The organism is Pseudomonas sp. PDM05 (assembly GCF_014851685.1).
Taxonomy (GTDB): domain Bacteria; phylum Pseudomonadota; class Gammaproteobacteria; order Pseudomonadales; family Pseudomonadaceae; genus Aquipseudomonas.
The window spans coordinates 265,307-288,752 of the sequence record NZ_JACVAC010000007.1 but is presented as its reverse complement, the minus strand read 5'-3'; the positions used below and the strand labels follow the sequence as shown (position 1 = coordinate 288,752).

The window sequence follows — 23,446 nt, the reverse complement described above, 5'->3', positions numbered from 1 at the left end:
AGTGGCTGCTTAGTTGTGAGCGTGCAGCGCTTCGTTCAGTTCGATGGCCGATTTGTGGGTTTTGCACTCCACGGCACCGGTCTCGGAGTTGCGGCGGAACAGCAGGTCCGGCTGGCCGGCCAGATCACGCGCCTTGACCACCTTGACCAGTTGGTTCTGCTCGTCCAGCAGCGCAACCTTGGTCCCGGCGGTGACGTACAGGCCCGATTCCACGGTGTTGCGGTCGCCCAACGGGATACCGATACCGGCGTTCGCGCCGATCAGGCAGCCTTCGCCCACCTTGATCACGATGTTGCCGCCGCCCGACAGGGTACCCATGGTGGAGCAACCGCCGCCCAGGTCGGAACCCTTGCCGACAAACACGCCAGCCGACACACGGCCTTCGATCATGCCCGGGCCTTCGGTGCCGGCGTTGAAGTTGACGAAGCCTTCGTGCATCACGGTGGTGCCTTCGCCCACGTAGGCGCCGAGGCGGATCCGCGCGGCGTCAGCGATACGCACGCCGGTCGGGACCACGTAGTCGGTCATTTTCGGGAACTTGTCCACCGAGAACACTTCCAGCAGCTCGCCACGCAGGCGGGCTTCCAGCTGGCGCTCTGGCAGTTCGCCGAGATCGATCGCGCCCTGGCTGGTCCACGCCACGTTCGGCAGCTGCGGGAACACACCGGCCAGGCTCAGGCCGTGGGGCTTGACCAGGCGATGGGACAGCAGGTGCAGCTTGAGGTAGGCCTCAGGCGTGGAGGTCAGCGCGGCATCTTCGGCCAGCAGGGTGGCGACCAGCGGGGTGTGGCTTTCAGCCAGGCGATTGAGCAGTGCAGCCTGGGTGGCGTCGACGTTCTTGAGTGCATCGGCCAGTTGCAGCGCCTGGCTGATGGTGAAGGTGATCGCCTGGTTGCCTTCGGTGTAGCCGAGGATCGGCGCGATGGCGGCGACAATCTCTGCCGACGGGTTGAGCAGCGGTTGTGCGTAAAACACTTCCAGCCAAGCACCTTGGCGGTTCTGAGTGCCGACGCCGAAGCCCAGGCTGAACAGGGAATTGGACATGCTGTTACCTCTACAAAAATGGAAAGGGCTGGCCTACTTGAGGGCCGCCGAATAGCTATCTGGCTTGAAGCCAATCAGGGTTCTGTCACCGAGATCGAGCACCGGGCGCTTGATCATCGAGGGTTGTGCGAGCATCAATTCAATGGCTTTCGACTGATCGAGATCGGCTTTGCGTTCGTCTTCGAGTTTGCGAAAGGTGGTGCCCGCACGGTTCAAAACCACCTGCCAACCGTGCTCATTGCACCATTGGGTCAAGTGTTCACGGTCGATACCGGCCGTTTTGTAGTCGTGGAACTCGTAGCTCACCCCATGCTCATCGAGCCAGGTGCGCGCCTTTTTCATGGTGTCGCAGGCTTTGATGCCGAAAAGGTGCAAGGTTTTGCTTGAAACGGTCAAGGAATTGCCCCCCTTTGGACCAATGAAAACGCAAGGTCACGGATTATGCCACGACCGGCGGCCTGTGGTGCCGCTCGTCATGCCTGCGTGCGACTTATGTGCAAATGCCGGGCGGCAGCCGAGGCAGGTAACATAGCTGGCTAATATGGCACTTCAAGGGCGCGGCATTGCCTTATGTGTTTCATAGCAAGTCGATTGTCCGGGAACCCCGCGTTATGCAAACCGCCTATACCGTTCTAATCATGCTGATGCTGGTCAGCGTTTCGCGTCTGGTCGGGCGTGTCATTCCTTTGCCGTTGCCCTTGGTGCAGATCGGCGCAGGCGCCTTGCTGGCCTGGCCGACGCTGGGGTTGCATGTGGCGCTTGACCCGGAGTTGTTCCTGTTTCTGTTCCTGCCGCCGCTGTTGTTTTCCGATGGCTGGCGCATGCCCAAGCGTGAGTTGTGGCGGTTGCGCGGGCCGATCCTGACGTTGGCGGTGGGGCTGGTGCTGTTTACCGTGGTCGGTGCCGGTTACTTCATTCATTGGCTTTTGCCTACAATCCCACTGCCTGTGGCCTTCGCCCTGGCGGCAGTGCTGTCGCCGACGGATGCCGTGGCAGTGTCGGCCATTTCCCAGAATCGTTTGCCCACGCCGTTGATGCATATGCTTCAGGGTGAGGCCTTGATGAATGATGCTTCGGGCCTGGTGACGTTCAAGTTCGCCCTGGCTGCGGCGTTGACCGGAGTGTTTTCCCTGGCGGATGCCGGCCTCACGTTTGTGTTGGTGGCCGCCGGCGGCTTGGCCGTTGGCGTGGCGTTGAGCTGGCTGGTCGGTCGCTTGCGTGCGTGGATGATCGCGCGGGGTTGGGACGACCCGGCGACTCACGTGGTGTTCATGTTGCTGCTGCCCTTCGCCGCGTATGTGCTGGCTGAGCGTTTGGGTGCATCGGGGATTCTCTCGGCGGTGGCAGCGGGCATGATGCAAAGCTGGCTCGACCTGTTGCCGCGCCAGACCAGTACGCGCTTGCTCAATCGCAGCGTCTGGTCGCTGTTGGAGTTTGCTTTCAACGGCTTGATCTTCCTGCTGCTGGGCTTGCAACTGCCGGACATCATCAAGGCGGTGGTCAGTCATGAGCCGACGCTGTGGCCGACGTTGTTGTATCGCTGCCTGGACGTGATCGCGATCTTCCTGGTGTTGCTGGTGCTGCGATTTATCTGGGTGCAGAGCATCTGGCGGCTGTCGGGTTTGTTGCGCAGGCTGCGTGGGAAAAGTGAGCTGACCCTGGTGCCGACCGCGCGCTCATGCTGGCTTCTGACGGTCGGCGGTGTGCGGGGGGCGGTGACCCTGGCGGGTGTGATGTCGGTGCCGTTGCTGCTGGCGCCTGGCCAGGCCTTCCCTGAACGCGACTTGCTGATCTTTATCGCCGCTGGCGTGATCCTGCTGTCGCTGGTCGCCGCCTGCATCGCCTTGCCGCTGTTGTTGCGCGGCATCGAAAAGAGCCCCGATGAAAAGCGCCACAACGAGGTTCGCGAGGCCTGGAAGAAAACCGCCGTGGCTGCGATCCATGCCTTGGAAGCCGAAGAGCCTGTGGAAAGCGACAATCAGGACGCCGCCCAGGCCGCGCTTGCTGCTGAGTTGAAGGCACGCCTGATGTCGGAGTATCGCCACCAGTTGGACGTGTTCAACGATTCGGCCGAAGCCCAGGCGCTGGCGCAGCAAATGGACCTGCTGGAGCGCAAATTGCGCCTCAAGGCCCTGCGTGCGCAGCGCTTGGAGTTGTACAGCTTGAGCCGTCATCACCAGATTGGCGATGACGTGTTGAGGGAGGTGTTGGCGGAGTTGGATATGAGTGAGGCGAATCTGGGGGCGTTGAAATAGGGCGCCAGTGCGGCGCTATCGGTTTTTGGATTCGGAACCCTGTCATGGCGGTAATTGAAGGAAGAGTTCAGGCGAGGTTGTGGCTGAATGAATTTTGCGCAGTAGGAAATGTACCTATACCCGCACTGCATTGCGCAGTGCGGGCGTGTTTCATTACTGACGACCTTGAATAAACCCGCGAATCCGCTCCGCCGCTTCCACACACTCGGCCAACGGCGCAACCAGCGCCAGGCGCACACGCCCGGCGCCTGGGTTGAAACCGTCCACTTCCCGCGACAGGTATGAGCCCGGCACCACGGTCACGTGCTCTTGCACGAACAGGTCACGGCAGAACGCCGCATCATCGCCCTTCACATTCGGCCACAGGTAGAAACCACCGTCCGGGCTTTGCACGTCCAGCACTGGCTTGAGGATGGCCAGCACGGCGTCGAACTTCTCGCGGTACAGGTCACGGTTGGCCTGTACGTGGGCTTCGTCCTGCCAGGCGGCAATGCTGGCCAACTGGGTTTGCACCGGCATCGCGCAGCCGTGGTAGGTGCGGTACAGGAGGAAGGCCTTGAGGATGTCGGCGTCGCCGGCCACGAAGCCGGAGCGCAGGCCGGGCAGGTTGGAGCGCTTGGACAGGCTGTGGAATACCACGCAGCGCTTGAAGTCCTGGCGGCCCAGTTCGACGCAGGCGCTCAACAGGCCCGGCGGCGGGGTCTGTTCGTCGAAGTACAGCTCGCTGTAGCACTCGTCGGCGGCGATCACGAAGTCGTATTCGTCGGCCAGGGCGATGAGCTTTTTCAGGGTGTCGACCGGGATCAGCGCACCGGTCGGGTTGCCGGGGGAGCACAGGAACAGGATCTGGCAGCGTTTCCAGATGTCCGGGGTCACGGCGTCGAAGTCCGGGTTGAAGCCGTTGGCATCCAGGCATGGCAGGTAATGCGGCTTGGCCCCGGCCAGGAACGCAGCGCCTTCGTAGATCTGGTAGAACGGGTTCGGGCTGACCACCAGCGCGTCGTCGCCACGGTTGACCACGGTCTGGGTGAAGGCGAACAGCGCTTCACGGGTGCCGTTGACCGGCAGGATATTGCGTGCCGGGTCAAGCCAGCCCTTGGGCACGTCGAAGCGGCGTTCGCACCAGGCGCCGATGGCCTCGCGCAGGGCCGGGATGCCCAGGGTGGTTGGGTAGACGGCCATCTGATCGAGGTTGTCGGCCAGGGCCTTGGCCACGAATTCCGGGGACTTGTGCTTGGGTTCGCCGATGGACAGCGCAATCGGGCGCTTGTCCGGGTTCGGCGTGACGCTGCCGAGCAGGGCGCGCAGTTTCTCGAACGGGTAGGGTTGCAACTGGTTCAGGGCGTTGTTCATGTAAGCCTCTATCACGGTGAGCACCGAATCTGTGGGAGCTGGCTTGCCTGCGATCGCATCGCCGCCAGTCATCTGTTGCACCGCGGCGCCCGCATCGCAGGCAACCCAGCTCCCACAGGGATCGTGTTCACAAAGTTAACAATTCAAATGGTCAGGCGCGTCAGTTCGACGCCGGGCTCCTGGGGCACGCTCAGTTGCTGGACGATGGCTTCCTGCAAGCGCAGGCACAGCTCAGGGTCGGACAGCGGCTGGTTGTCGGCGTCGGTGATGAAGAACACGTCTTCCACGCGCTCACCAAGGGTCGCAATCTTGGCGTTCTGCAGCGACAGGTCGAACTCCAGGAATATCCCGCCGATGCGTGCCAGCAGGCCTGGACGGTCCGGCGCGCTGAGTTCCAGCACCGTGACCGGGCGCTGGGCGTCGTTGGAAATGGTCACCTGGGGCGCAAACGCAAAGTGTTTGAGCTGGCGCGGCACCCGGCGCTGGATGATGGTCGGGTAGTCGTCCGGGTTGCGCAGGGCCTCGGTCAGGCCTTCGCGGATTTTTTTCACCCGTGCCGGGTTGTCGCCGATGGACTCGCCTTCGGTGTCGAGCACGATGTAGGTGTCGAGGGTGAACTGGCTGCTGGAGGTGATCACTCGCGCGTCATGGATGTTCAGGTTGAGCTGGTCCATGGCCGCCACGGTCACGGCAAAGAAGTCGTGCTGGTCCGGCGCGTAGATGAAGATCTGCGTACCGCCTTCGAATTCGCGTTGGGTGGTTTCCTTGATCAACACCAGCGGGCCGCCATCGGCCGGCTGCTGCAGGATCGCGTCACTGTGCCAGGCCACGTCGCCGGCGGTGTGGCGCAGGAAGTAATCGTCGCCCAGTTGCGACCACAGTTGCTCGACGTCGTCCGGGTCATTGCCGCCACGTACCAGGATGTCCAGCGCCGCGCTTTGGGTGCGGCGGATCTGTTCTTCGCGGTCGACCGGGTTTTCCAGGCCGCGGCGCAAGGCACGCTTGGTCTCGGTGTAGAGCTGGCGCAACAGGCTGGCGCGCCAGGAGTTCCACAGGGTCGGGTTGGTGGCGTTGATGTCGGAGACGGTCAGCACGTAGAGGTAGTCGAGGCGGGTTTCATCGCCGACGATGCCAGCGAAATCGTGGATCACCTGCGGGTCGGACAAGTCCTTGCGCTGGGCGGTGGTCGACATCACCAGGTGGTTTTGCACCAGCCAGACGATCAGGCGGCTGTCCCACAGCGGCAACTGGTGGCGCTGGCAGAACGCCTCGGCGTCGACGGCGCCGACTTCCGAGTGATCGCCATGCCGACCTTTGCCGATGTCATGGTACAGGCCGGCCAGGTAGATCAGTTCGGGCTTGGGCAGCTTGGCCATCAGCTTACTGGCCAACGGGAATTTCTCTGATACCTGGGTGTACTGCAACTTACGCAGGTGCTTGATCAGGTTCAGGGTGTGGGCGTCCACGGTGTAGATGTGGAACAGGTCGTGCTGCATCTGCCCGACGATAAAACCGAACTCCGGCAGGTAGCGCCCGAGGATGCCGTAACGGTTCATCCGGCGCAGGTTGCGGTGGATGCCGATCTTGCACTTGAACAGCTCGATAAACAGGCTGGTATTGCGGATGTCGTTGCGGAACTCGTCGTCGATCAGGTGACGGTTCTCCCGCAGCAGGCGGATGGTGTCGGCGCGCACGCCTTTGATTTCCGGCTGTTGGGCCATCAGCACGAAGATTTCCAGCATGGCGAACGGCGTGCGCCGGAACACGTTGTCGTTGCGGGCCTCGATATAGCCATCGTGCAGCTGGAAGCGCGCATTGATCGGCTGCGGCGGCGCTTCGTCCTCGGGAGCCAGGATCACCTCTTCGAAGTGCTGGATGATCAGGTCGCTGAGCTGGGCAATGCTCATGACTACCCGGTAGTACTGCTGCATGAAGCTTTCGATGCTGGTCTTCGCGTCCTCGCCCTCAAAGCCCAGCAGGGTGGCGATGGAGCGTTGATGGTCGAACAACAGGCGGTCTTCGGAGCGCCCGGCGAGCATGTGCAGGGCGTAGCGCACTTTCCACAGGAATTCCTGGGACGAGGCCAGCAGGGCGTTTTCGCTCTCTACCAGGAAGCCTTCGCCAGCCAGGGCGCGCAGGTTCAGGGTGCCGTACTGGCGACGGGCTACCCACAGAATCGTCTGGATGTCCCGCAGTCCGCCGGGCGAGCCTTTGACGTTGGGTTCCAGGTTGTATTCGGTGTCGTTGTACTTGTGGTGGCGGGCTTTCTGTTCGGCGCGCTTGGCGAGGAAAAAATCCTTGCTCGGCCACATGTGCGCCGTGCTGGTGACTTCGAGCATGCGTTGGCGCAAGCGCTCGGGGCCGGCGATGGTGCGGCTTTCCATCAGGTTGGTGATGACGGTGAGGTCGGCGCGGGCCTCTTCGGCGCATTCGTCGACGGAGCGCACGCTCTGGCCGACTTCCAGGCCGATGTCCCACAGCAGCGTCAGAAAGCGCTCGATGGAATCGCGAAAGATCTCATGGTCGGCGCTGTCCAGCAGGATCAGCAGGTCGATGTCGGAGTAGGGGTGCAGCTCCCCACGACCATAGCCGCCGACGGCCACCAGGGCGATGTCGGCGTCTTCGCTCCAGTTGAACTGCTCCCAGGCCTTTTGCAGGATGTTGTCGACGAACCAGGCGCGATCTTCGATCAGCCGGCGAATATCGCGACCGTTGCGAAAGCGCTCATCGAGCACCTCGCGGGCCTGGCGGATCGCCTTCTTGAAGGCGGCAATGGGGCTTGCCTTCAGGGCCAGTTCGGCCTGGAACTGGCCACGGTCGAAGAGTTCGGGATCCACCTGGGGCATCGATCGGCTTTCCTTTCTATCTATTCAGTCAGTCACAACACGCTGTGGGAAAACCTGAGCAACCCTGCTTATACCTAAACGGCAGCCGAAACGCGTGGGATCGTGTCGTCGGCGCGCAGGGTGAAGATCTCGTAGCCGGTTTCCGTGACCAGCAGGGTGTGTTCCCACTGGGCCGAGAGCTTGCGGTCCTTGGTAATGGCGGTCCAGCCGTCGCCCAGTACCTTGGTGTCGGCCTTGCCCTGGTTGATCATCGGCTCGATGGTGAAGGTCATGCCGGCCTTCAGTTCCATGCCGGTGCCGGCGCGGCCGTAGTGCAGGATCTGCGGTTCTTCGTGGAACACAGTGCCGATACCGTGGCCGCAGAATTCGCGGACCACCGAGAAGCCGTTCTTTTCCGCGTGCTTCTGGATCACTTCACCGATGTCGCCCAGGCGGCAGCCAGGCTTGACGATTTCGATGGCCTTGTACATGCATTCCTGGGTGACCTGGGACAGGCGCTCGGCCCAGACCGGCACGGTGCCGACGTGGAACATGCGGCTGGTGTCGCCGAAGTAGCGGTCCTTGATCACGGTGACGTCGATGTTCAGAGTGTCGCCGTCCTTCAACGGTTTGTCGCCCGGAATCCCATGGCAGACCACGTGGTTGACCGAGGTGCAGATCGACTTGGGGAAACCCTTGTAGTTCAGCGGCGCGGGGATGGCGCCCTGCACGTTGACTATATAGTCGTGGCAGATCTGGTTCAGGGTTTCGGTGGTGACGCCGGGCTTGACGTGTTCTGCAATCATTTCCAGCACGTCGGCAGCCAGTTTGCCGGCGATGCGCATGCCAGCAATGTCTTCGGCGGTTTTCAAACTAACGGTCATACAGGCTCTCTCTAGCGCGACGCGCTGAAATCAATACGGTTCACGGGCGTGCGACAAAAGGTTACAGAATTCGCACAAGCCCCAAAAAACGCGATTCTAACAGACGCTGGCGTCAAATCATGAGCCCCTGATGATCGCTTCTCTCTATAAGGTAGGGTGATGTTGGCTCTATTCAAGGGCTTGGGTAAATGCGCTGGGCGGCAAATGTGATTGCGGGTTTCGTTTTCGTCGATGCTGTGGTATAAAATGCGCCGCTTTCCGGGGATACCCCGCAAAGCTTAAATCCACACACGTGTCGACACGATGACCTGGGTGCCGGAGGCCTTGATGCCGCTGGTTGGTCATTGGGATACGTGGAGGCCAAACCCGACTTATTAAGGAACTATCATGTCCCAAGTCAACATGCGCGATATGCTGAAGGCCGGTGTGCACTTCGGTCACCAGACCCGTTACTGGAACCCGAAAATGGGTAAATACATTTTCGGCGCACGTAACAAGATCCACATCATCAACCTTGAAAAAACCCTGCCAATGTTCAACGAAGCTCTGACTTTCGTAGAGCGTCTGGCCCAGGGCAAAAACAAGATTCTGTTCGTCGGCACCAAGCGTTCCGCTGGCAAGATCGTTGCTGAAGAAGCAGCACGTTGCGGTTCGCCGTACGTCGATCACCGCTGGTTGGGCGGCATGCTGACCAACTTCAAAACCATCCGTGCTTCCATCAAGCGTCTGCGTGACCTTGAAGTGCAAGCCGAAGACGGTACTTTCGCCAAGCTGACCAAGAAAGAAGCGCTGATGCGCTCCCGTGACCTGGAAAAGCTCGATCGTTCCCTGGGTGGTATCAAGGACATGGGCGGTCTGCCTGACGCACTGTTCGTTATCGACGTTGATCACGAGCGCATCGCGATCACCGAAGCCAACAAGCTGGGCATCCCTGTTATCGGCGTAGTCGATACCAACAGCAGCCCGGAAGGCGTTGACTACATCATCCCAGGCAACGATGACGCAATCCGCGCTATCCAGCTGTACATGGGTTCGATGGCTGACGCTGTAATCCGTGGTCGCAACCACGTTGCTGGTGGTACCGAGCAGTTCGTTGAAGAAGCTCCGGTAGCCGCAGCTGAGTAATTGACGCCCTGGCGTTGACTCAGTAAGCAAAAAGGGGGCTTGGCCCCCTTTTTGCCACCTCGAAAACCATTTGTCGGCAGCGCAGCTACATCATCTGTAACGTGCAGCGGCCTACAAAGGTGGTTCGGGAAGAATTGATCCCCCGTTCGATCGGGTGGAATGGTTGAAAACCTATCCAAGAGGAATTTGAAAATGGCAGCAATTACTGCAGCGTTGGTTAAAGAACTGCGTGAGCGTACCGGCGAAGGCATGATGGATTGCAAGAAAGCCCTGGAAAAGGCTGACGGCGACATCGAAAAAGCCATTGATGACATGCGTGCTTCCGGCGCCATCAAGGCTGCCAAGAAAGCAGGCAACGTAGCTGCTGAAGGCGCGATCGCTCTGAAAGAAGACGGCAAATCCGCCGTTCTGCTGGAAGTGAACTCGCAGACCGACTTCCTGGCTCTGCAAGATGACTTCAAGGCATTCGTTGCTGCCAGCGTTGAAAAAGCATTCGCTGACAAGCTGACTACCGTTGAGCCTCTGATCGAAGCTCAAGAAGCTGCTCGCCTGGTACTGGTCGGCAAGGTTGGCGAAAACGTCAACATCCGTCGCCTGGTTCGCGTTGAAGGTGATGTTGTTGGTGGTTACCTGCACGGCAACAAGATCGGTGTTGCAGTTGTCCTGAAAGGCGGCAACGTCGAGCTGGCCAAAGACATCGCCATGCACGTAGCAGCCAGCAACCCTGAGTTCCTGCTGCCTTCGGAAGTTTCTGCCGAAGCGATCGAGCGTGAAAAAGCTGTGTTCCTGCAGCTGAACGAAGAAAAAATCAAAGGCAAGCCAGAAAACATTGTTGAGAACATGGTCAAAGGCCGTATCAGCAAGTTCCTGGCCGAAGCAAGCCTGGTTGAGCAGGCGTTCGTCAAGAACCCTGAAATCAAGGTTGGCGAACTGGCCAAGAAAGCCGGTGCAGAAATCGTTTCCTTCACTTACTTCAAAGTAGGCGAAGGCATCGAGAAGCCGGTCGACAACTTCGCTGAAGAAGTTGCTGCCCAGCTGGCTGCCGCCAAGCAATAAGACAGTTTTCAACTGTCGCCCGAAAGAGGCTGCCCGCTCACGCGCGCAGCCTCTTTTCAAATGGGAAGGCCAATTTTATTTGGATTCCCTTCGGAACTGGCTTACAAAGCCGTGTTCCGATGGCGCTGTGAGAGCGTCCAGCTAGAGTGAACGCAAGCCGTAAACGGCTCGCCAAGAATTTTTAAAATACGCCGCAGGAGAGATTCGCAATGGCTCAGCAGGGCAGTGGTTATCAGGCTCGCTATAAACGCATTCTACTCAAGCTCAGCGGCGAGGCCCTGATGGGCTCGGAAGAGTTCGGGATCGATCCCAAGGTGCTCGACCGCATGGCGCTGGAAGTCGGCCAATTGGTTGGCATCGGTGTGCAGGTCGGCCTGGTGATTGGTGGCGGTAACCTGTTCCGCGGCGCGGCACTGAGTGCGGCGGGTATGGATCGGGTCACTGGCGACCACATGGGCATGCTGGCTACTGTGATGAACGCCCTGGCCATGCGCGACGCCCTTGAGCGTGCCAATATCTCGGCTATCGTGATGTCGGCTATTTCCATGGTTGGCGTGACTGATCACTATGATCGCCGCAAAGCCATGCGCCACCTGAACTCCAAGGAAGTGGTGATCTTTGCCGCCGGCACGGGTAACCCGTTCTTCACCACCGATTCGGCGGCGTGCCTGCGCGCGATCGAAATCGACGCCGACGTCGTGCTGAAGGCGACCAAGGTCGATGGCGTATACACTGCAGATCCATTCAAAGACCCGCATGCCGAGAAGTTCGATCATCTGACCTACGATGAAGTGCTGGATCGCAAGCTGGGTGTGATGGACCTGACGGCTATTTGCCTGTGCCGCGACCACAAGATGCCGCTGCGCGTATTTAACATGAACAAGCCCGGCGCCCTGCTGAATATCGTACACGGCGGCGCTGAAGGGACTCTGATCGAGGAAGGCCAACAATGATCAACGAAATCAAGAAAGACGCCCAGGCGCGTATGCAAAAATCCCTGGAATCCCTGAGCCACGCATTCGGCCAGATTCGCACCGGCAAGGCGCACCCGAGCATCCTGGGTAGCGTGATGGTGCCTTACTACGGTTCCGATACACCGATCAGCAGCGTCGCCAACATTACCGTTAAAGACTCGCGCACCCTGCAGGTCGTAGCGTTTGAGCGCAACATGCTGGGTGCTGTCGACAAGGCCATCCAGAGCGCCGGCCTGAACCTCAACCCGACCAACCTGGGCGAGTTGCTGTTGATCTCCATGCCGGCCCTGACTGAAGAAACCCGTAAGGGCTTCACCAAGCAGGCTCGCAGCGCCGCTGAAGATGCACGTGTAGCGGTGCGTAACATCCGTCGCGATGCCCTGGGTGAGCTGAAGAAGCTGGTCAAGGACAAGGAAATCAGCGAAGACGAAGAGCGTCGTGCCGTCGCTGACATCGACAAGCTGACCAAAGATGCCGAGGCCCAGATCACCAAGGCCACGGAAGAAAAAGAAAAGGACCTGATGGCCGTATAAGGGGTCAGGACGCCTTCATGGAAAAGACCAAGCAGACTGTACCTTCTGTGGTGCCGCGTCACGTCGCGATCATCATGGATGGGAATAATCGCTGGGCGAAAAAACGCTTTATGCCGGGTGTTGCCGGGCATAAAGCGGGTGTCGATGCGGTGCGGGCTGTGATTGAGGTGTGTGCCGAGGCCAAGGTCGAGGTATTGACCCTCTTTGCCTTCTCCAGTGAAAACTGGCAGCGCCCGGCCGATGAAGTCAGTGCCCTGATGGACCTGTTCTTCAAGGCCCTGCGTCGCGAAGCCAAGCGCCTCAACGACAACAACATCAGCCTGCGAATCATTGGTGACCGCTCACGCTTCCATCCGGAGTTGCAGGCGGCCATGCGTGAGGCTGAAGCCATTACTGCCGGCTCTGGCCGGTTTGTGCTGCAGATCGCTGCCAATTACGGCGGCCAGTGGGACATCGCCCAGGCCGCGCAACGCTTGGCCCGTGAAGTACAGGCCGGTCACCTGCGCCCGGACGACATCACGCCCGAGCTGTTGCAAACCTGCCTGGTGACCGGCGACCTGCCGTTGCCGGACTTGTGCATCCGTACCGGTGGCGAGCACCGCATCAGCAATTTCCTTCTGTGGCAATTGGCCTACACCGAGCTGTACTTCTCCGACCTGTTCTGGCCGGACTTCAAACACGATGCCATGCGCAATGCGCTGGCCGATTTCGCTTCCCGTCAGCGTCGCTTTGGTAAAACGAGCGAGCAGATCGAAGCTGGAGCCCGGGTTTAAATGCTTAAACAACGAATCATCACAGCACTGATCCTGCTGCCGATTGCCTTGTGTGGGTTTTTCCTGCTCGACGGTTCCGGCTTTGCGCTGTTTATCGGCCTGGTCGTGACCCTGGGAGCCTGGGAATGGGCGCGCCTGGCGGGTTTCAATGCTCAACTGCCGCGCGTGGTGTACGCCGCTGTCGTGGCGCTGCTGCTGTTCCTGATGTACATCCTGCCGGACATCGCACCCTGGGTGCTGGGGGCGGCGGTGTTGTGGTGGGCACTGGCGACGTTCCTGGTGCTGACCTATCCGCGTACCAGCAGCCAGTGGTCCAGCGTTGCCTGCAAGCTGGTGATCGGTTTGCTGATCCTGCTGCCGGCCTGGCAGGGGTTGGTAGAGATCAAGCGTTATCCCATCGGTAACTGGCTGATTCTGGCGGTAATGGTATTGGTGTGGGGCGCCGATATTGGTGCCTACTTCTCCGGTCGGGCCTTCGGCAAGCGCAAGCTGGCGCCAGCGGTCAGTCCCGGCAAAAGCTGGGAGGGCGTGTATGGTGGCCTGGCATTGACGCTGGTCATCACGCTGGTAGTCGGCCTCGTGCGTGACTGGTCGGTGCAGGAGATTTTCCTGGGCCTGCTGGGTACGGCCATCGTCGTCTTTATCTCGGTGGTGGGTGATCTCACCGAAAGCATGTTCAAGCGTCAGGCCGGGATCAAGGACAGCAGCAACCTGCTGCCGGGTCACGGCGGTGTGCTGGATCGTATTGACAGCCTGACCGCCGCCATTCCGATCTTTGCTGTGCTGTTGTGGATGATCGCTTCGTGAGCCGCCTGCAACAGGTGACCGTGCTGGGCGCCACCGGCTCGGTCGGGCTGAGCACCCTGGATGTAATCGCTCGTCATCCTGATCGTTACCAGGTGTTTGCCCTGACCGGCTTCTCGCGTTTGGCAGAACTGCTGGCCCTGTGTGTGCGCCATGCGCCTCGCTATGCCGTGGTGCCTGCGGCCGTCGCCGCGCGAGGCTTGCAGGATGATCTGCGGGCCGCGGGCCTGGCGACCGAGGTGTTGGTCGGAGAGGAAGGGCTGTGCCAGGTCTCGGCGGATGCCGAGGTAGACACCGTTGTGGCTGCCATCGTGGGGGCCGCGGGCCTGCGCCCAACCTTGGCGGCTGTCGACGCCGGCAAGAAGATCTTGTTGGCCAATAAAGAGGCGCTGGTGATGTCCGGCACACTCTTTATGCAGGCGGTGCGCAAGAGCGGTGCTGTGTTGCTGCCACTCGACAGCGAGCACAATGCAATCTTCCAGTGCATGCCGGGTGATTTTGCCCGTGGCTTGAGCCAGGTCGGTGTGCGCCGGATTCTGCTGACTGCGTCCGGTGGTCCGTTCCGACAGACTCCGCTGGCCGAGTTGGAGCACGTCTCGCCTGACCAGGCGTGTGCCCATCCGAATTGGTCGATGGGGCGCAAGATCTCCGTTGACTCGGCGAGCATGATGAACAAGGGCCTTGAGTTGATCGAGGCGTGCTGGTTGTTCGATGCCAGGCCTGATCAGGTCGAGGTGGTGATTCACCCACAAAGTGTGATTCATTCCCTGGTCGATTATGTGGACGGTTCGGTATTGGCGCAGCTGGGTAACCCCGATATGCGCACGCCGATCGCCAACGCCCTGGCCTGGCCTGAGCGGATCGATTCCGGCGTGGCGCCGTTGGACCTGTTTGCCATTGCCCGCCTGGACTTCGAAGCACCGGACGAGCAGCGTTTCCCTTGCCTGCGCCTGGCGCGGCAAGCGGCCGAGGCAGGTAACAGCGCGCCGGCGATGCTCAATGCGGCGAATGAAGTGGCTGTGGCGGCGTTTCTTGATGGGCGCATCCGCTTTCCGCAGATCGCGAGTATCATCGAGGACGTACTGGGTCTTGAGCCTGTGGTCGCTGTAAATGATTTGGCGGCAGTGTTCGAGGCTGATGCAAAGGCGCGGGCCCTGGCCGAGCAATGGTTGAACCGCAACGCGCGTTAGTCTGCGGGCGCGTTTGAGCCTTCAGGCACTGGATTGGAATGCGGAGAAATTAGATGAGTGCGCTCTACATGATTGTCGGCACCCTGGTTGCTCTGGGCGTGCTGGTTACCTTCCACGAATTCGGCCACTTCTGGGTTGCGCGTCGTTGCGGCGTCAAGGTATTGCGCTTTTCCGTCGGTTTCGGCATGCCGTTGCTGCGCTGGCACGACCGCCAGGGCACCGAGTTCGTGATCGCGGCGATTCCGCTGGGCGGCTACGTCAAGATGCTTGATGAGCGTGAAGGCGAAGTGCCGGCCGATCAGTTGGACCAATCCTTCAATCGCAAGACCGTTCGTCAGCGTATTGCCATCGTTGCTGCCGGCCCGATCGCCAACTTCCTGCTGGCGATGTTTTTTTTCTGGGTCTTGGCCATGCTGGGCAGCGAGCAACTGCGTCCGATCATCGGTGCGGTCGAGGCGGACAGCATTGCGGCCAGGGCTGGCTTGACCAGCGGCCAGGAAATTGTTGCGATTGATGGCGAGCCAACCACGGGTTGGGGCGCGGTCAACCTGCAGTTGGTGCGTCGCCTGGGGGAGAGTGGCACCATCAATGTGGTGGTGCGTGAGCAGGACTCCACGGCCGAATCGCCACGTGAGCTCAAGCTGGACCGTTGGCTCCAGGGCGCGGATGAACCTGATCCGATCAAGTCCCTGGGGATTCGTCCGTGGCGTCCGAGCCTGCCGCCGGTCCTCGCCGAGCTGGACCCGAAAGGTCCGGCCCAGGCGGCCGGCCTGAAAACCGGCGACCGTTTGTTGGCGCTTGATGGTCAGGCGCTGGCCGATTGGCAGCAAGTGGTCGACCTGGTGCGTGTACGCCCTGATACCAAAATTGTGCTGAAAGTTGAGCGCGAGGGTGCTCAAATCGATGTCCCCGTGACCCTGTCGGTGCGTGGGGAAGCCAAGGCGGCCGGTGGTTATCTGGGCGCCGGGGTGAAGAGTCCGGAGTGGCCGCCGTCGATGCTGCGCGAGGTCAGTTACGGGCCGGTGGCGGCGATTGGCGAGGGTGCGAAACGCACCTGGACCATGAGTGTGCTGACCCTCGAATCCCTGAAGAAAATGTTGTTCGGCGAGCTCTCGGTAAAAAACTTGAGTGGACCGATAACCATTGCTAAAGTGGCGGGCGCTTCTGCCCAGTCGGGTGTCGCGGATTTCCTGAATTTCCTGGCTTATCTGAGTATTAGCCTGGGGGTTCTGAATTTGCTGCCCATCCCGGTATTGGATGGGGGGCATCTGTTGTTTTATCTGGTCGAGTGGGTGCGTGGTCGCCCCTTGTCGGATCGGGTGCAAGGTTGGGGGATACAGATCGGTATCAGTTTGGTGGTCGGGGTGATGTTGTTAGCCTTGGTCAACGATCTGGGACGTCTGTAACGCTTCGCTGAATTGCGAATCTGCCGCATTTTGCGGCAGTTTGTTTATTGCCAGTTGGAATAAGAAAGGACTTCATGAAACGTCTGCTGCTAACTGCGGTTCTCACCGTATTGATGATCGCCGAAGTTCACGCCGAGTCCTTCACCATCTCCGATATTCGCGTCAACGGCCTCCAGCGGGTATCCGCAGGTAGCGTCTTTGGTGCGTTGCCGTTGAACGTCGGGGAACAGGCTGATGACCGTCGCCTGGTGGAATCCACTCGTGCGCTGTTCAAAACCGGCTTCTTTCAAGATATCCAACTGGGTCGCGAAGGCAACGTCCTCGTTATCACCGTGGTCGAGCGACCTTCCGTCGCCAGTATCGAGATCGAGGGCAACAAGGCGATCTCCACTGAAGACCTGATGAAAGGCCTCAAGCAATCCGGCCTGGCCGAGGGCGAGATCTTCCAGCGTGCCACCCTTGAAGGTGTGCGTAACGAACTGCAACGCCAGTACGTTGCCCAGGGCCGCTACTCCGCGTCCGTGGAAACCGAAGTGATCCCGCAGCCTCGTAACCGTGTCGGCCTCAAGGTCAACATCAACGAAGGCACCGTGGCGGCCATTCAGCACATCAACGTGGTGGGCAACACCAAGTTCGCCGATGAAGACCTGATCGACCTGTTCGAACTGAAGACCACCAACTGGCTGTCGTTCTTCAAGAACGATGACAAGTACGCCCGCGAAAAACTCTCCGGTGACCTGGAGCGCCTGCGTTCCTACTACCTGGACCGTGGCTATATCAACATGGATATTGCCTCCACCCAGGTGTCCATCACCCCGGACAAGAAACACGTCTACATCACCGTCAACGTCAACGAAGGCGAGAAGTACAAGGTTCGTGACGTCAAGCTGAGCGGTGATCTGAAAGTTCCCGAAGATCAGGTCAAGGCCTTGCTGCTGGTGCAGAAGGACCAGGTGTTCTCGCGCAAGCTGATGACCACGACCTCCGAGCTGATCACCCGTCGCCTGGGCAACGAAGGCTATACCTTCGCCAACGTCAACGGCGTGCCGACCCCACATGATGATGACCACACCGTGGACATCACCTTTGTCGTCGACCCGGGCAAGCGTGCCTACGTGAACCGCATCAACTTCCGTGGCAACACCAAGTCTGCGGACGAAGTGCTGCGTCGTGAAATGCGTCAGATGGAAGGTGGCTGGGCGTCGACATACCTGATCGACCAGTCCAAGACCCGTCTTGAGCGCCTGGGCTTCTTTAAAGAGGTCAACGTCGAAACCCCGGCCGTGCCAGGTGTGGATGACCAGGTTGACGTGAACTACGCCGTAGAAGAACAAGCCTCGGGTTCGATCACCGCGAGTGTCGGCTTTGCACAGAGTGCCGGTCTGATCCTTGGTGGTTCGATTACCCAGAACAACTTCCTCGGTACCGGTAACAAGGTCTCCATCGGCCTGACCCGCAGCGAATACCAGAGCCGCTATAACTTCGGTTATGTCGACCCCTACTGGACTGCTGACGGTGTGAGCCTGGGCTACAACGCCTTCTACCGTACCACCGACTACAAAGACCTCGACGTCGACGTTGCAAGCTATGCGATCGACAGCCTGGGTGCTGGCGTGAACATCGGTTACCCGATCAGTGAGACCTCGCGTCTGACCTTCGGCCTGACCGCGCAACAGGATGAGATCAAGACCGGTGTCTACACCGTGGACGAAATCTTCGACTTCACCCGTCGTGAAGGCGACAAGTTCCTGAACTTCAAGGCGTCTGCCGGCTGGTCCGAGTCGACCCTGAACAAAGGTGTACTGGCAACCCGTGGCCACTCCCAGAGCCTGACCCTGGAAACCACCACGCCGGGCAGCGACCTGTCGTTCTTCAAACTCGACTACCGCGGCCAGTTGTTCCAGCCGTTGAGCGACAACTACACCATGCGCCTGCACACTGAGCTGGGCTACGGTGACGGTTATGGTTCCACCAATGGCCTGCCGTTCTACGAGAACTACTATGCGGGTGGCTTCAACTCCGTACGTGGTTTCAAGGACAGCACCCTGGGTCCGCGTGGTACGCCGAGTCGTGGTGCAGCGTTCACCGGTAACCAGGGCACTGTGGTCGACTCCGACAACAAGCCTCTGCCGTTCGGTGGTAACGTGTTGATTCAGGGTGGTGCGGAGATTCTGTTCCCGCTGCCGTTCGTCAAGGACCAGCGTTCGTTGCGTACTTCGGTATTCTGGGACGTGGGTAACGTATTCGATTCCAAGTGTGAGCAGATCACCAACCCAAGCGGCGTGAAATCTCAGACCCAGTGCAACGACGTGAGCCTGAGCAACCTGGCGAGCTCCGTTGGTGTGGGTGTGACTTGGGTGACTGCGCTTGGCCCATTGAGCTTTGCTCTGGCCATGCCGATCAAGAAACCGGATAACGCTGAAACCCAGATTTTCCAATTCTCCCTCGGCCAGACGTTCTAAGCGTCTGACCCAAGATAACGACAACGGATTCTGTAGGAGTACATCGTGCGTAAGTTGACTCAATTGGTTCTGCTGGCCACCGTGCTGGTAACCACCCCGGCCTTCGCCGAAATGAAAATCGCCGTCCTGAACTATCAGATGGCTCTGCTGGAATCCGATGCGGCCAAGAAGTACGCCGTGGATGCCGAGAAGAAATTCGGTCCGCAACTGACCAAGCTCAAGACCCTGGAAAGCAGTGCCAAGGGCATCCAGGATCGTCTGGTGGCTGGTGGCGACAAGATGCAGCAAGGCGAGCGCGAGCGTCTGGAGCTTGAATTCAAGCAAAAGGCCCGTGACTACCAGTTCCAATCCAAGGAGCTGAACGAAGCCAAGGCCGTTGCCGACCGTGAAATGCTCAAGCAGCTGAAGCCGAAACTCGACAGCGCCGTGGAAGAAGTCATCAAGAAAGGTGCCTTTGACCTGGTGTTCGAACGCGGCGCCGTGATCGACGTCAAGCCTCAATACGACATCACCCGCCAGGTGATCGAGCGCATGAACCAGCTGAAGTAAGCCATGACCGCGACTATCAAGCTCGGCGAGTTGGCCGAGTTCCTGGGAGCCGCCTTGCGCGGCTCCCCGGAGAAAGAAATCACTGGGCTAGCCACCTTGCAGGAGGCTGGCCCAGCTCAGTTGAGCTTCCTCGCAAATCCCCAATACCGTAAATACCTGGTCGACAGCAGAGCCGCCGCCGTGTTGCTCAAAGCCGCTGACGCCGAAGGGTTTGCCGGGGATGCGCTGGTGGTGGCTGATCCGTACCTGGCCTACGCCAAGGCTTCGCACCTGTTCGATCCAAAACCCAAGGCGGCGGGCGGTGTTCATCCGTCGGCGGTAATTGCGGATGATGCCCAGGTTGATCCTGCGGCCAGCATTGGCGCCTTTGCGGTGGTCGAGAGTGGTGCGCGCATTGCTGCCGGTGTCACGATCGGAGCCCATTGCTTTATCGGCGCGCGCTGCGTAATCGGCGCCGGTGGCTGGCTGGCCCCGCGCGTGACCCTGTACCACGATGTGCGTATTGGTGAGCGTGTAGTCATTCAGTCGGGTGCCGTGATCGGTGGCGAAGGCTTCGGTTTTGCCAACTCCAAAGGTGTCTGGCACAAGATTGCCCAGGTCGGTGGTGTATTGATCGGCGACGATGTGGAAATCGGTGTGAACACTGCTGTCGATCGCGGGGCCTTGGCCGATACCGTGATCGGCAATGGCGTGAAGCTCGACAACCAGATCCAGATCGCCCACAACGTGCAGATCGGTGATCACACCGCCATGGCGGCGTGTGTCGGCATCTCCGGCAGCACCAAGATCGGCAAGCATTGCATGCTCGCCGGTGGCGTTGGGCTGGTGGGCCATATCGATATTTGCGACAACGTCTTCATTACCGGGATGACCATGGTGACCCACTCGATTACCGAGCCAGGCGCCTATTCCTCCGGTACGGCCATGCAGCCCGCAGCTGAATGGCGCAAGAGTGCAGCACGCTTGAGGCATCTGGACGACATGGCGCGACGCCTCAAACAGCTGGAAAAGCGTGTTGGTGACGTGACCCCTGGCGGTAATGTTTCATCAGAAGGCTGATACCATTTCCATATCAAGTGTGCACAGCCGCTAGACTTGCCTCCTTGATTTGCTAGCGGGGCGTGCTTTTAGTCCGCCCGCCCCCAATCTTTATTACAGGCTTCCCCCCGAAATGATGGACATCAACGAGATTCGCGAATACCTGCCTCACCGTTACCCGTTCCTGCTGGTGGACCGCGTAGTGGACCTCAATGTTGAGGAAAAGCGCATTCGTGCCTACAAGAATGTCAGCATCAACGAACCGTTCTTCAACGGTCACTTTCCTGCGCATCCAATCATGCCGGGCGTATTGATCATTGAAGCGATGGCCCAGGCTGCCGGTATCCTTGGTTTCAAAATGCTCGACCTCAAGCCTGCCGACGGCACGCTTTACTATTTTGTCGGTTCCGACAAATTGCGTTTCCGCAATCCGGTCACTCCGGGTGACCAGTTGATCCTGGAAGCCAAGTTCATCAGCTGCAAGCGCCAGATCTGGAAGTTTGAATGCCAGGCGTCGGTAGATGGCAAGCCGGTGTGCTCCGCCGAGATCATCTGCGCGGAACGCAAACTATGAGTTTGATTGACCCTCGCGCAATCATCGATCCGTCGGCCGTTCTGGCCGCCGACGTTGAGGTCGGCCCTTGGTCGATCATCGGCGCAGGTGTTGAAATCGGCGAGGGGACTGTCATCGGGCCGCACGTGATCCTCAAGGGACCGACCCGCATTGGCAAACACAATCGCATCTACCAGTTTTCCTCGGTAGGCGAAGACACCCCGGACATGAAGTACAAGGGTGAAGAAACGCGCCTGGTAATCGGTGACCACAACATCATTCGTGAAGGTGTGACCATTCACCGTGGCACCGTTCAGGATCGTGCCGAGACCACGCTGGGTGATCACAACCTGATCATGGCCTATGCCCATATCGGCCATGACAGCGTGATCGGCAACCACTGCATCCTGGTCAACAACACCGCGTTGGCAGGCCACGTGCACGTTGATGATTGGGCGATCCTGTCCGGTTTCACTCTGGTGCATCAGTATTGCCATATCGGCGCCCACAGCTTTTCCGGCATGGGGACCGCCATCGGCAAGGACGTTCCGGCGTTCGTCACCGTGTTCGGCAACCCGGCCGAAGCCCGCAGCATGAACTTCGAGGGCATGCGCCGTCGTGGTTTCAGCGAAGAGGCGATCCACGCCCTGCGTCGCGCCTACAAGGTGGTCTACCGCCAGGGGCTCACCGTTGACCAAGCCTTGACCGAACTGGCCGAGCCGTCAGCGTTGTTCCCGGAAGTCGCGGTATTCCGTGACTCGATCCAGGCGTCGACCCGCGGCATCACCCGCTGATCATGGCCAATCTGCGTATTGCGTTGGTGGCCGGAGAAGCTTCCGGCGACATCTTGGGCGCAGGCCTGATGCGAGCCCTCAAGGCCCAGCATCCTGCGGTTGAGTTTATCGGTGTGGGTGGTCCGCTGATGCAGGCCGAAGGCCTCACTTCCTATTTCCCCATGGAGCGCTTGTCGGTCATGGGGTTGGTGGAAGTGCTGGGGCGTCTGCGTGAGCTTTTGGCTCGGCGCAAACTGCTGATTCAGACCCTCATCGAAGAAAAACCCGACGTCTTTATCGGAATCGATGCGCCGGACTTCACCCTCAACATCGAACTCAAGTTGCGTCAGGCCGGGATCAAGACGGTGCACTACGTCAGCCCGTCCGTGTGGGCGTGGCGGCAGAAGCGCGTGTTGAAGATCCGTGAAGGCTGCGACCTGATGCTGACCCTCCTGCCATTCGAGGCCCGTTTCTACGAGGAGAAGGGCGTGCCGGTGCGGTTTGTCGGGCATACCCTGGCCGACACCATTCCGCTGCACGCCGACCGCGCAGCAGCCCGTGCCGAACTGGGTTTGGCTGACGGGCCGTTGGTCGCGCTGATGCCGGGCAGCCGTGGCGGCGAAGTCGGGCGCCTGGGGGCATTGTTTTTTGATGCGGCCGAACGCCTGCTGGCCTTGAAGCCAGGCCTACGCTTCGTGCTGCCGTGCGCCAGCCCGCAACGACGGGCCCAGATCGAAACCTTGCTTGAAGGGCGCAACCTGCCGCTGACCCTGCTCGACGGCCAATCGCACCTGGCCCTGGCGGCCTGTGATGCGGTACTGATCGCCTCGGGCACCGCGACCCTGGAAGCGCTGCTGTACAAGCGCCCAATGGTCGTGGCCTATCGCTTGGCGCCGCTGACGTTCTGGATTCTCAAGCGCATGGTCAAGAGCCCCTACATCTCCTTGCCGAACCTGCTGGCTCAACGCCTGTTGGTGCCGGAGTTGTTGCAGGATGACGCAACGCCCGAAGCCCTGGCGCAAACCGTACTCCCCTTGATCGATGGCGGCGAAGAGCAGACCCGCGGTTTTGACGAGATTCACCGCACCCTGCGCCGTGATGCGTCCAACCAGGCGGCGGACGCCGTGCTGACCTTGATCGGTAAAAAACAGGAAACCCTATGACCACGCAAATGGGCCTGGACTTCAGCCTGGTTGCCGAAGCCCACGAACTGGTGGCTGGTGTCGACGAAGTCGGTCGCGGCCCGCTGTGCGGCGCGGTAGTCACGGCGGCGGTGATCCTTGATCCGAGCCGTCCGATCCTCGGTCTCAACGACTCGAAAAAACTCACCGAAGCCCGCCGCGAAAAGCTCTTCGACGAGATCTGTGAAAAAGCCTTGAGTTGGCACATTGCCCGTGCCGAAGTCGAGGAAATCGACGAGCTGAACATTCTCCACGCCACCATGCTTGCCATGCAGCGCGCGGTCGAAGGCCTGCACATCACGCCAAAAATGGCGATGATCGACGGCAACCGCTGCCCCAAACTGGCGATGCCCTCTGAAGCCGTGGTCAAGGGGGATAGCAAAGTGCCTGCGATTGCCGCAGCGTCGATCCTGGCCAAGGTCAGCCGTGACCGTGAAATGGCTGCTTTCGAATTGACCTACCCCGGCTACGGCATCGGTGGTCACAAAGGCTACCCGACGCCCGTTCATCTGGAAGCCTTGGCCCGCCTGGGTCCAACGCCGATCCATCGTCGCTCGTTCGCCCCGGTGCGCCTGGCTTACGAGGCGCGGGAGCGTCTCGCAGAGGTGTAGTCGCGAGGCTGATGTTTTTGCCAAGGCCCGGTACAATCCGGGCCTTGTTGTTTCCAC

The 23,446-nt window shown here is 59.9% G+C and carries 21 protein-coding genes; 16 read left to right on the top strand and 5 right to left on the bottom strand.

Going from position 1 to position 23,446, the window contains the following annotated elements; genetic code table 11:
• Positions 1-9 precede the first annotated feature (9 nt).
• Positions 10-1,044: a 2,3,4,5-tetrahydropyridine-2,6-dicarboxylate N-succinyltransferase gene (dapD, locus tag IB241_RS16640; protein ID WP_192299357.1), complete on the bottom strand. Its 1,035-nt coding sequence runs from the start codon at positions 1,042-1,044 to the stop codon at positions 10-12.
• A 33-nt stretch (positions 1,045-1,077) separates the two neighbouring features.
• Positions 1,078-1,440 (bottom strand): ArsC family reductase, encoded by a 363-nt coding sequence (locus tag IB241_RS16635; protein WP_065903097.1) that lies wholly within the window; start codon positions 1,438-1,440, stop codon positions 1,078-1,080.
• A gap of 215 nt (positions 1,441-1,655) precedes the next feature.
• Between IB241_RS16635 and IB241_RS16630 the strand changes: the two genes are divergently transcribed.
• Complete coding sequence (locus IB241_RS16630; protein WP_192299356.1) at positions 1,656-3,299, top strand: Na+/H+ antiporter; 1,644 nt, start codon at positions 1,656-1,658, stop codon at positions 3,297-3,299.
• A gap of 153 nt (positions 3,300-3,452) precedes the next feature.
• On the opposite strand, the gene dapC is transcribed toward IB241_RS16630, so the two are convergent.
• The 3 genes from dapC to map form a co-directional block, all read right to left on the bottom strand.
• Positions 3,453-4,652: a succinyldiaminopimelate transaminase gene (gene dapC / locus IB241_RS16625; protein ID WP_192299355.1), complete on the bottom strand. Its 1,200-nt coding sequence runs from the start codon at positions 4,650-4,652 to the stop codon at positions 3,453-3,455.
• Positions 4,653-4,795: 143 nt separating this feature from the next.
• Complete coding sequence (locus tag IB241_RS16620; protein ID WP_192299354.1) at positions 4,796-7,498, bottom strand: [protein-PII] uridylyltransferase; 2,703 nt, start codon at positions 7,496-7,498, stop codon at positions 4,796-4,798.
• A gap of 74 nt (positions 7,499-7,572) precedes the next feature.
• Positions 7,573-8,361: a type I methionyl aminopeptidase gene (gene map, locus IB241_RS16615; RefSeq protein WP_135287993.1), complete on the bottom strand. Its 789-nt coding sequence runs from the start codon at positions 8,359-8,361 to the stop codon at positions 7,573-7,575.
• 387 nt (positions 8,362-8,748) lie between these two features.
• Between map and rpsB the strand changes: the two genes are divergently transcribed.
• The 15 genes from rpsB (at position 8,749) to rnhB (ending at position 23,389) form a co-directional block, all read left to right on the top strand.
• On the top strand, positions 8,749-9,486 hold the full coding sequence (gene rpsB / locus IB241_RS16610; RefSeq protein WP_003189158.1) for a 30S ribosomal protein S2: 738 nt from the start codon (positions 8,749-8,751) through the stop codon (positions 9,484-9,486).
• Between the two features lie 192 nt (positions 9,487-9,678).
• Positions 9,679-10,542: a translation elongation factor Ts gene (tsf, locus tag IB241_RS16605; RefSeq protein WP_017739118.1), complete on the top strand. Its 864-nt coding sequence runs from the start codon at positions 9,679-9,681 to the stop codon at positions 10,540-10,542.
• Between the two features lie 209 nt (positions 10,543-10,751).
• Positions 10,752-11,495, top strand: coding sequence for a UMP kinase (gene pyrH, locus IB241_RS16600; protein WP_003189161.1), 744 nt, complete (start codon positions 10,752-10,754; stop codon positions 11,493-11,495).
• On the top strand, positions 11,492-12,049 hold the full coding sequence (frr, locus tag IB241_RS16595) for a ribosome recycling factor (RefSeq protein WP_192299353.1): 558 nt from the start codon (positions 11,492-11,494) through the stop codon (positions 12,047-12,049). The genes pyrH and frr overlap by 4 nt, the downstream gene beginning before the upstream one ends.
• A gap of 17 nt (positions 12,050-12,066) precedes the next feature.
• Positions 12,067-12,822: a polyprenyl diphosphate synthase gene (gene uppS, locus IB241_RS16590; RefSeq protein ID WP_192299352.1), complete on the top strand. Its 756-nt coding sequence runs from the start codon at positions 12,067-12,069 to the stop codon at positions 12,820-12,822.
• Complete coding sequence (locus IB241_RS16585; RefSeq protein ID WP_192299351.1) at positions 12,823-13,629, top strand: phosphatidate cytidylyltransferase; 807 nt, start codon at positions 12,823-12,825, stop codon at positions 13,627-13,629.
• Positions 13,626-14,816: a 1-deoxy-D-xylulose-5-phosphate reductoisomerase gene (ispC, locus tag IB241_RS16580; protein ID WP_192299350.1), complete on the top strand. Its 1,191-nt coding sequence runs from the start codon at positions 13,626-13,628 to the stop codon at positions 14,814-14,816. The genes IB241_RS16585 and ispC overlap by 4 nt, the downstream gene beginning before the upstream one ends.
• A 53-nt stretch (positions 14,817-14,869) precedes the next feature.
• Entirely contained in the window at positions 14,870-16,222 is a 1,353-nt protein-coding gene (gene rseP, locus IB241_RS16575; protein WP_192299349.1) for a sigma E protease regulator RseP, read from the top strand.
• Positions 16,223-16,296: 74 nt separating this feature from the next.
• Positions 16,297-18,684: an outer membrane protein assembly factor BamA gene (gene bamA, locus IB241_RS16570; protein ID WP_192299348.1), complete on the top strand. Its 2,388-nt coding sequence runs from the start codon at positions 16,297-16,299 to the stop codon at positions 18,682-18,684.
• Between the two features lie 45 nt (positions 18,685-18,729).
• A complete protein-coding gene (locus IB241_RS16565; RefSeq protein ID WP_003172279.1) occupies positions 18,730-19,233 on the top strand; it encodes an OmpH family outer membrane protein in 504 nt (167 codons plus the stop codon).
• Positions 19,234-19,236: 3 nt separating this feature from the next.
• Positions 19,237-20,292, top strand: coding sequence for a UDP-3-O-(3-hydroxymyristoyl)glucosamine N-acyltransferase (gene lpxD, locus IB241_RS16560; RefSeq protein ID WP_192299347.1), 1,056 nt, complete (start codon positions 19,237-19,239; stop codon positions 20,290-20,292).
• A 112-nt stretch (positions 20,293-20,404) separates the two neighbouring features.
• Positions 20,405-20,845 carry a 3-hydroxyacyl-ACP dehydratase FabZ gene (gene fabZ / locus IB241_RS16555; RefSeq protein WP_003172281.1) on the top strand — a complete coding sequence of 147 codons (441 nt, stop codon included), beginning with the start codon at positions 20,405-20,407 and terminating at the stop codon, positions 20,843-20,845.
• Positions 20,842-21,618, top strand: a complete 777-nt coding sequence (gene lpxA, locus IB241_RS16550; RefSeq protein WP_192299346.1) for an acyl-ACP--UDP-N-acetylglucosamine O-acyltransferase — start codon at positions 20,842-20,844, stop codon at positions 21,616-21,618. Before fabZ ends, lpxA begins: the two co-directional genes overlap by 4 nt.
• A gap of 2 nt (positions 21,619-21,620) precedes the next feature.
• The gene (gene lpxB / locus IB241_RS16545; protein ID WP_192299345.1) at positions 21,621-22,760 is read left to right on the top strand and encodes a lipid-A-disaccharide synthase; all 1,140 of its coding nucleotides are present in this window, start codon (positions 21,621-21,623) and stop codon (positions 22,758-22,760) included.
• Positions 22,757-23,389 (top strand): ribonuclease HII, encoded by a 633-nt coding sequence (gene rnhB, locus IB241_RS16540; protein ID WP_192299344.1) that lies wholly within the window; start codon positions 22,757-22,759, stop codon positions 23,387-23,389. The genes lpxB and rnhB overlap by 4 nt, the downstream gene beginning before the upstream one ends.
• Positions 23,390-23,446: the final 57 nt, after the last annotated feature.

Excerpts from the sequence above, each read along its gene's own strand:
- dapD (WP_192299357.1), bottom strand. The coding sequence starts at position 1,044 with ATGTCCAATTCCCTGTTCAGCCTGGGCTTCGGCGTCGGCACTCAGAAC.
- IB241_RS16630 (WP_192299356.1), top strand. The coding sequence starts at position 1,656 with ATGCAAACCGCCTATACCGTTCTAATCATGCTGATGCTGGTCAGCGTT.
- dapC (WP_192299355.1), bottom strand. The coding sequence starts at position 4,652 with ATGAACAACGCCCTGAACCAGTTGCAACCCTACCCGTTCGAGAAACTG.
- IB241_RS16620 (WP_192299354.1), bottom strand. The coding sequence starts at position 7,498 with ATGCCCCAGGTGGATCCCGAACTCTTCGACCGTGGCCAGTTCCAGGCC.
- map (WP_135287993.1), bottom strand. The coding sequence starts at position 8,361 with ATGACCGTTAGTTTGAAAACCGCCGAAGACATTGCTGGCATGCGCATC.
- rpsB (WP_003189158.1), top strand. The coding sequence starts at position 8,749 with ATGTCCCAAGTCAACATGCGCGATATGCTGAAGGCCGGTGTGCACTTC.
- tsf (WP_017739118.1), top strand. The coding sequence starts at position 9,679 with ATGGCAGCAATTACTGCAGCGTTGGTTAAAGAACTGCGTGAGCGTACC.
- pyrH (WP_003189161.1), top strand. The coding sequence starts at position 10,752 with ATGGCTCAGCAGGGCAGTGGTTATCAGGCTCGCTATAAACGCATTCTA.
- frr (WP_192299353.1), top strand. The coding sequence starts at position 11,492 with ATGATCAACGAAATCAAGAAAGACGCCCAGGCGCGTATGCAAAAATCC.
- uppS (WP_192299352.1), top strand. The coding sequence starts at position 12,067 with ATGGAAAAGACCAAGCAGACTGTACCTTCTGTGGTGCCGCGTCACGTC.
- IB241_RS16585 (WP_192299351.1), top strand. The coding sequence starts at position 12,823 with ATGCTTAAACAACGAATCATCACAGCACTGATCCTGCTGCCGATTGCC.
- rseP (WP_192299349.1), top strand. The coding sequence starts at position 14,870 with ATGAGTGCGCTCTACATGATTGTCGGCACCCTGGTTGCTCTGGGCGTG.
- bamA (WP_192299348.1), top strand. The coding sequence starts at position 16,297 with ATGAAACGTCTGCTGCTAACTGCGGTTCTCACCGTATTGATGATCGCC.
- lpxD (WP_192299347.1), top strand. The coding sequence starts at position 19,237 with ATGACCGCGACTATCAAGCTCGGCGAGTTGGCCGAGTTCCTGGGAGCC.
- fabZ (WP_003172281.1), top strand. The coding sequence starts at position 20,405 with ATGATGGACATCAACGAGATTCGCGAATACCTGCCTCACCGTTACCCG.
- lpxA (WP_192299346.1), top strand. The coding sequence starts at position 20,842 with ATGAGTTTGATTGACCCTCGCGCAATCATCGATCCGTCGGCCGTTCTG.
- lpxB (WP_192299345.1), top strand. The coding sequence starts at position 21,621 with ATGGCCAATCTGCGTATTGCGTTGGTGGCCGGAGAAGCTTCCGGCGAC.
- rnhB (WP_192299344.1), top strand. The coding sequence starts at position 22,757 with ATGACCACGCAAATGGGCCTGGACTTCAGCCTGGTTGCCGAAGCCCAC.